The organism is Bradyrhizobium sp. (assembly GCF_052389815.1).
In the GTDB taxonomy this organism is placed as follows: domain Bacteria; phylum Pseudomonadota; class Alphaproteobacteria; order Rhizobiales; family Xanthobacteraceae; genus Bradyrhizobium.
Map to the genome: position 1 here is coordinate 1 of NZ_JBQTHN010000254.1, position 7,870 is coordinate 7,870.

At 66.4% G+C, this 7,870-nt stretch carries 5 protein-coding genes and 1 pseudogene; 5 read left to right on the plus strand and 1 reads right to left on the minus strand.

Annotation, left to right across the window (positions count from 1 at the left end):
* Positions 1-579: 579 nt before the first annotated feature.
* The 3 genes from glmS (at position 580) to ACT4OC_RS32140 (ending at position 4,296) form a co-directional block, all read left to right on the plus strand.
* A complete protein-coding gene (gene glmS / locus ACT4OC_RS32130; RefSeq protein ID WP_444843092.1) occupies positions 580-2,406 on the plus strand; it encodes a glutamine--fructose-6-phosphate transaminase (isomerizing) in 1,827 nt (608 codons plus the stop codon).
* An 87-nt stretch (positions 2,407-2,493) separates the two neighbouring features.
* A complete protein-coding gene (locus ACT4OC_RS32135) occupies positions 2,494-3,279 on the plus strand; it encodes a DUF502 domain-containing protein (RefSeq protein ID WP_444843093.1) in 786 nt (261 codons plus the stop codon).
* A 33-nt stretch (positions 3,280-3,312) separates the two neighbouring features.
* Complete coding sequence (locus ACT4OC_RS32140; RefSeq protein WP_444843094.1) at positions 3,313-4,296, plus strand: dihydrodipicolinate synthase family protein; 984 nt, start codon at positions 3,313-3,315, stop codon at positions 4,294-4,296.
* Here the strand turns inward: ACT4OC_RS32140 and recG are convergent.
* Entirely contained in the window at positions 4,248-6,353 is a 2,106-nt protein-coding gene (recG, locus tag ACT4OC_RS32145; protein ID WP_444843095.1) for an ATP-dependent DNA helicase RecG, read from the minus strand. The two genes, ACT4OC_RS32140 and recG, sit on opposite strands and share 49 nt — an antisense overlap.
* Positions 6,354-6,561: 208 nt before the next feature.
* Between recG and ACT4OC_RS32150 the strand changes: the two genes are divergently transcribed.
* Positions 6,562-6,852: an FAD assembly factor SdhE gene (locus ACT4OC_RS32150; protein WP_444843096.1), complete on the plus strand. Its 291-nt coding sequence runs from the start codon at positions 6,562-6,564 to the stop codon at positions 6,850-6,852.
* Positions 6,849-7,870, plus strand: a pseudogene (locus tag ACT4OC_RS32155) (transcription-repair coupling factor); the annotation flags it as partial. The gene ACT4OC_RS32150 and the pseudogene ACT4OC_RS32155, both read left to right, overlap by 4 nt.

Consider the following 7,870-nt stretch of genomic DNA (forward strand, 5'->3'; position numbering starts at 1 on the left):
CGTCACGAAACGTGGTGCGGGTTGCGATGGGCCGCTTGCTGCGTCAGGTGACAGCATGATCCCGGAAAAGTGGGTGACCGGTTTTCCGATCAGGATCATGCTCAAATAAAGTCACCGGGCGAAACGCTAGCTGCGGACGGCGAAGTCGTGTGGTCCTGGCGCCGCGACCCTGGCGTCTATCCGGCCTGCCTGTGCGGGCTCGGCAACGGTGACAAAAAAGGCCGCTCACCGGGGAGAGCACGAAGTAAGTCTTAGAACCATTGCGCGGGGAAGGTCGGGATGTCCTGGCTGTACCTGTCAAATCCGTGTGCGTTCTACCCACTACCGTTGCACACGGTGCTGCGGGCGCAGTCGGCGCCCGGCCTTCTCCGCGCCCTCTGTTCAAGGGGGTGCAACGAAACAGCAAAACCCGGGCGAAAATCGTGCCGCGGGAACGAGAGCGCGTGCCATTTCGGCCCGACATTAAGCTTTCGACTTAACCCTGTCTCAATGCGCAACAAATATTGAGTTTCTCGATGGTCGATTTTCGTTAAGAGAGTCGCGCGCTCGTTCTTCTTTCGTTTTGGGGTTTTACACCGCATGTGCGGCATTGTCGGCATTTTGGGACGCGCTCCGGTCGCGGAGCTGCTGGTGGATTCGCTCAAGCGGCTGGAATACCGCGGCTATGATTCCGCAGGCGTCGCTACGCTGGAGGGCAAGAAGCTCGACCGCCGCCGCGCCGAAGGCAAATTGAAGAATCTGGAGGCCAGGCTCGAGGCAAGGCCGCTTGCCGGGCATACCGGCATCGGCCACACCCGCTGGGCCACCCACGGCAGGCCGACCGAGAACAACGCGCATCCGCATTCGACCGAGCGCGTCGCCGTCGTCCACAACGGCATCATCGAGAATTTCCGCGAGCTGCGCGAGGCGCTGGAGAAGAAGGGCACGGTCTTCAAGACCGAGACCGACACCGAGATCGTGCTGCATCTCGTCGACGACATGCTGAGGGGCGGCCTCACACCGGTCGAGGCGGTGCGGGCGGCGCTGTCGCAGCTGCGCGGCGCGTTCGCGCTCGGCTTCATCTTCGCCGGCGAAGGCGATCTGATGATCGGCGCGCGCAACGGCCCGCCGCTCGCGATCGGCTACGGCGAGGGCGAGATGTATCTCGGCTCGGACGCGATCGCGCTCGGCCCGTTCACCGACACCATCGCCTATCTCGAGGACGGCGACTGGGTGGTGCTGACCCGCAAGGGCGCCACCGTCTACGACAAGACCGATGCCATCGTGAATCGTGAGCTCACCAAACATTCGGCCGCGACCTCGCTGGTCGACAAGGCGAACTACCGCCACTTCATGGCCAAGGAAATCCACGAGCAGCCGGAGGTGGTCGGCCATACGCTGGCGCGCTACGTCGACATGGCGAGCGAGCGGGTGACCATGCCGGTCAAGCTGCCGTTCGACTTCAGGGATATCCAGCGCATCTCGATCGTCGCCTGCGGCACGGCGAGCTATGCCGGCTATGTCGCCAAATACTGGCTGGAGCGGTTCGGCCGCGTCCCGGTCGAGATCGACGTCGCTTCCGAATTCCGCTACCGCGAGGTGCCCTTGCGCAAGGGCGATCTGGCCATCTTCATCTCGCAGTCCGGCGAGACCGCCGACACGCTGGCGGCGCTGCGCTACGCGAAAGAGCAGGGCGTCCATACGCTCGCCGTCGTCAACGTGCCGAGCTCGACCATCGCGCGCGAGGCCGAGACGGTGCTGCCGACCGTTGCCGGCCCCGAGATCGGCGTTGCCTCCACCAAGGCGTTCACCTGCCAGCTGATGACCCTGGCGGCACTGTCGATTGCGTCAGGGACGGCGCGCGGCCATTTGTCGGCCGAGGACGAGAGCAGGCTGGTGCACGGCCTCGTCGAGGTGCCGCGGCTGATGGCGGCGGCGCTGACGTCAGAGCCGCAGATCGAAAAGCTCGCGCGCGACATCGCAAAGTCAAAGGACGTGCTCTATCTCGGCCGCGGCACCAGCTATCCGCTGGCGCTGGAGGGCGCGCTGAAGCTGAAGGAAATCTCCTACATCCACGCCGAGGGCTATGCCGCCGGCGAGCTCAAGCACGGGCCGATCGCGCTGATCGACGAGAACATGCCGGTCGTCGTGATCGCGCCGCATGACCGGGTGTTCGAGAAGACCGTCTCCAACATGCAGGAGGTCGCCGCGCGCGGCGGCAAGATCATCCTGATGACGGACGCCAAGGGGGCGGCGGAAGCCACCATCGAGTCGCTGGTGACGATCGTGCTGCCCGACATGGCGGCGGCCTTTACGCCGATGGTCTATGCCGTTCCGGTCCAGCTGCTCGCCTACCATACCGCCGTCATCATGGGCACCGACGTCGACCAGCCCCGGAATCTGGCGAAATCGGTCACGGTCGAGTAGGGCGCGTCACGCTAGCCTCTTCAAAAACCTGCCGGGATGGCTTAGCTGGTGTGCTGAAGAGGCCCCGTCCGGCCTGCCTGGAACCTCATGAACCGCGAAGATCTGCCGCCGACCGTCGCCCCGGGCGAGCTGGAGCCGGGCCACCCGCCGGGCCACCCGCCGGGCCTTATGGCCCGCTTCCGCAACTATTTCCTGACCGGACTGATTGTCGCAGGTCCGATCGCGATCACCCTGTATCTAACCTGGTGGTTCGTGACCTGGGTCGACGGGCTGGTCCGCCCGTTCGTGCCGGTCGCCTACCGGCCGGAAACCTACCTGCCGTTCGGCCTGCCCGGCGCCGGCCTGATCATCGCGGTGTTCGCGCTGACCCTGCTCGGCTTCCTCGCCGCCAATCTGGTCGGCCGCAAGCTGGTCGATTGGGGCGAGCGGCTGCTCGGCCGCATGCCCGTGGTGCGGGCGATCTATCGCAGCCTCAAGCAGGTGTTCGAGACGCTGTTCTCCGGCAACGGCAACAGCTTCCGCCGCGTCGGCCTGGTCGAATTTCCCGCGCCGGGCATGTGGTCGATCGTGCTGATCTCGCAGCCGCCGAGCGAGGAGGTATCGAGCCATCTGCCGGGCAAGGAAGAGCACATCTCGGTGTTCCTGCCATGCTCGCCGAACCCGACCACCGGCTTTTTCTTCTATGTGCCGAAGAGCAGGGTGATCGAGGTCGAGTTGTCGGCCGAGGCCGCCGCGACGCTGATCATGTCCGCCGGCGTGGTGCAGCCCGGCTCCGAACAGCAGAAGAAGATCGCCGCGCTCGCCGGCATGGCCCACGCCGCGCAGATCGCCAACGCGGGCGCGCGGCAGCCGCAGCCAGCGAAGGTGGAGTAGGGCGTCCGCCATCGCCTCGGCAGACTGAAAAGCATGACCAGGAAAATCGAAGGCATCATTCCCGTGATGATCACGCCGTTCACCGCGAACGGCGAGATCGACTATCCCGGCGTGGCGAGGCTGGTGGAATGGTACATCGACAACGGCTCGGACGCGCTGTTTGCGGTCTGCCAGTCCAGCGAGATGCAGTTTCTCAGGCTCGACGAGCGCGTCGCGCTCGCCGCGTTCGTCAAGAAAGCCGCAGCCGGCCGCGTACCGGTGATCGCATCCGGTCACGTCAGCGAGAGCCTCGACGACCAGCTTGCGGAGTTGATGGCAATTGCCGCGACCGGCGTCGACGGCATGGTGCTCGTCACCAACCGCCTCGACGCCGGGAGAGAAGGCGGCAGCAAGTTCATCGACGATCTGAACTGGCTGCTCGACCGGCTCCCTGCGCCCATCCCGCTCGGTCTCTACGAGTGCCCGGCACCCTATCGCCGGCTGCTCACTGACGAGGAGCTCGCATTCTGCGCCCGGACCGGCCGCTTCGTCATCCTCAAGGACGTATCCTGCGACCTCGAAACCGTCGAACGCCGGGTGGCGCTGACGAAGGGCAGGCCGCTCGCCATCGTCAACGCCAATGCGGCGATCGCCTTCGATGCGATGAAGGCCGGCTCACGCGGCTTCACCGGCGTGTTCACGAACTTTCATCCCGATCTCTACAAGTGGCTGATGACGGAGCACGCCGCAGAACCTGCGCTGGCGGATGAGCTTTCCGTCTACCTCGCGCTCTCCGCCATGGCCGAGCCGATGGGTTATCCCAAACTGGCAAAACTCTATCATCAGCGCCTCGGCACCTTCGACTGCACCGACAGCCGCGCCGTCACTTTCGACATCAAAGAGAAATTTTGGGCGCTGGACGCGCTACTCGACAAGATCGTCGAGGGCACCGAACACTACCGGCGCCGCATTGCCGATCTTCGCGAGAGTTACCCCGCGCCGATCAGGGGCACGGCCTCGTCGCGCTCGAACAGGTAAAGGAGGCAGCGCAGCGCTTCGCCGCGCTCGCCGGCGAGTTTGGGGTTGTCCTTCATGATGCGCAGTGCCTCCTCGCGCGCCTGCGCGATCAGCTGGCCGTGGACGTCGGAACGCGCGATGCGATAGCCGGGCAGGCCGCTCTGGCGCACGCCGAGCACGTCGCCTTCGCCGCGCAGCTTGAGGTCCTCCTCGGCGATGCGGAAACCGTCTGACGTCTCGCGGATCACGTTGAGCCGCGCCTTCGACATGTCGTTGAGCGGCTCCTTGTAGAGAAGAAGGCAGGTCGAGGCTTCCGCGCCGCGCCCGATCCGTCCGCGCAGCTGGTGCAATTGCGCGAGGCCAAAGCGCTCGGCGTTCTCGATCACCATGATCGAGGCCGCGGGCACGTCGACGCCCACCTCCACCACGGTGGTGGCGACGAGGAGGCCGATCTCGCCGGAGGCGAATTGCGCCATCACGCGATCCTTGTCGGCGCCCTTCATCTGGCCGTGGACAAGCCCGACCGCCTCGCCGAATCGCTTCCGCAGGCTCTCGAAACGTCTGGTCGCGTTGGTGAGATGCTCGGTGCCCTCGGCCTCGGATTCCTCGACCAGCGGGCAGATCCAGTAGACGCGCTTGCCCGATCTCAGCGTCCGGCCGACGCCGTCCATGACCTCCTCGAGCCTGCCGAGCGGCACGGCGCGGGTGTCGATCGGCTGGCGGCCGGCCGGCTTCTCGCGCAGCTCGGAGACGTCCATGTCGCCGAAATAGGTCAGCACCAGCGTGCGCGGAATCGGCGTCGCGCTGAGCACCAGCACGTCCACGGCTTCGCCCTTGGAGGTCAGCGCAAGCCGTTCGCGCACACCGAAGCGATGCTGCTCGTCGACGACGGCCAGCGCCAGCGTCCCGTAGACGACGTCGTCCTGAATCAGCGCATGCGTCCCGACCAAAAGATCGATCTCGCCGGCCTCGAGGCGCGCCAGGATGTCGCGGCGCTCCTTGCCTTTTTCGCGGCCGGTCAGGATCGCAACCCGCAGGCCCGCCCGCTCGGCGAGAGGCGCGATGGTGTTGATGTGCTGCCGCGCCAGAATTTCGGTCGGCGCCATCAGCGCCGCCTGCTTGCCGACCTCGGTGACGGCGGCAGCCGCCAGCAGCGCCACCACAGTCTTGCCGGAGCCGACATCGCCCTGCAGCAGCCGCAGCATGCGCACCGGCTGGCGCAGGTCGTCGGTGATGGCGGCAACGGCCTGCCGCTGCGACGCCGTCAGCGCATAGGGCAGCGCGTCGATGATCTTGTTGCGCAGGTGGCCGTCGCCGGCATTGCGGTCGCCGGCCGGCCGCCGCAATTGCGCGCGGATCAGCGCCAGCGCCAGCTGGCCCGCGAGCAGTTCGTCGAAGGCGAGCCGCGACCAGAACGGGCCGTCGGGCAGGATGTCGGTCGGCTCGACCGGCTGGTGCACGCGCCGGAAAGCCTCCGCCACGAGCGGAAACTTGCAGCGCCGCATCACCTCCGGGCTCGACCATTCCGGCAGCGCCGGCAGCTTCAGCAGGGCCTGGCCGACCGCCCGGCGCAACGAACCCAGCGCGAGGCCCTCGGTCAGGGGATAGACGGGATCGATGCCGGAGAGTTGTGCGAATGCGGCCTCGTCTACGATACGGTCCGGATGCACCATCTGCGGCATGCCGTCGTAGAACTGCAGCGTACCCGAGACGTAGCGCCTGGCGCCGACCGGCAGCAGCTTTTCGACATAGCCGGGCTTGGCGCGGAAGAAGGTCAACACGACGTCGCCGGTATCGTCGCTGGCATATACGAGGTAGGGCGCGCGCGAGTTGCGCGGCGGCGGGCGATGGCGATCGACGGTGACCTCCAGGGTCACCACGGTTCCCGGCGAGGCGTCGCGGATCTTGGGCCGCGCCCGGCGGTCGATCACGCTGGCCGGCAGATGCATCAGCAGGTCGACCAGGCGCGGCGTCTCGCTGCGGTCGAGCAGATAGCGCAGCAGCTTGTCCTGCTTCGGCCCGACGCCAGGAAGGCTCGTGACCGGCGCAAACAGCGGATTGAGCAGGGCAGGGCGCATCGAATGTCTCGGCGTACACAATCCGTCACGCGCGGGCTTGCCCCGCGCATCCATCTTCAACGGAGGATGGATTGCCGGGTCAAGCCCGGCAACGACGATCTGAACCGGATAATTCCAGGGGCGGAAGGGCTGACATCGCCGCCCGGTCTCGCTATATCAACCCCGCCCGGCACGTCCGGGCTTTTGGCGTTTGGCTTGGGATTGAGAAATGACAGGTACGACACGATCGAGCGGGGACCTCGATGACCGCCGTAAACGGTTGCTGTTTCGCTGCTGGCGTCGCGGCATCCGTGAGATGGACCTGATTCTCGGCCGTTTCGCCGACGCCGAGATTGCAAACCTGTCCGACGACGAGCTGGGCACGCTCGAACGGCTGCTCGATGCGCCGGATCCCGATCTCTACGCGGCAATGACTGGCGACACGGCCGTGCCCCCGGAATATGCGAGCGCGCTGTTCGACCGCATCAAGGCATTTCGCGCGGTGGACCAGGACGTATGAAACCGCCCGCCAAATCTCCCGCAGTCCAGCTCGCACCCGGCCGCGCGCTCACCTTCGCCAACGTCGCCGAGGGCGCCGAAGGGCTCGTCGTGTCGGATCTGGCGCGCGCCATCGCGGCGCGGCCGAATCCGCCGGCCGTCAGCCTTGCCGTGGTCTGCCGCGACGGACCGCGCATGCAGCAGCTGGCGCGCTCGCTGGAGTTCTTCGCGCCGGACTTGCCGGTCATGCAGTTCCCGGCCTGGGACTGCCAACCCTATGACCGCGTCTCGCCGCATGGCGGCATCCTCGCGCAGCGCCTTACCACGCTGGCGAAGCTGTCGCGGCTGACCGGCAGCGACAAGCCGCTGATCGTGCTGACGACGGTCAACGCTATCACGCAGCGCGTGCCCTCGCGCGATGTGGTTGCGGCGCAGGCGCTGTCGGTCGCGCCGGGCAATGTGGTGCCGATGGATTCCATCGTCGCCTGGCTCGAGCATAATGGCTACAGCCGCTCCTCCACTGTGCGCGAGCCCGGCGAATATGCCGTGCGCGGCGGCATCCTCGACCTGTTTCCGGCCGGGCTCGACATGCCCGTGCGCTTCGATTTCTTCGGCGATTCCCTGGAATCGATCCGCAGCTTCGATGCCGAAACCCAGCGCACCATGCTCGACATGCGCGGGCTCGATCTCGTGCCGGTCTCGGAATTCCAGCTGGTGACGGAAACCATCCGCCGTTTCCGCATGGGCTATGTCGCCGCCTTCGGCGCGCCCGAGCGCGACGATGGGCTTTACGAGGCCGTCACCGAGGGCCGCCGCCATCCCGGCATGGAACACTGGTTGCCGCTGTTCCAGGAAAGGATGGACACGCTGTTCGAGTATCTCGACGGCGCGCCGGTCGCGATCGAGCCGCAAGGCGAGGACGCCGCGCGCGAGCGCTTCCAGCAGATCCTCGATTACTACGAGGCCCGCCGCGAGGCGATGGAGCATCCGGGCGGCGGGGCGATCTACAAGCCGCTGCCGCCGGACCGGCTGTACCTGAG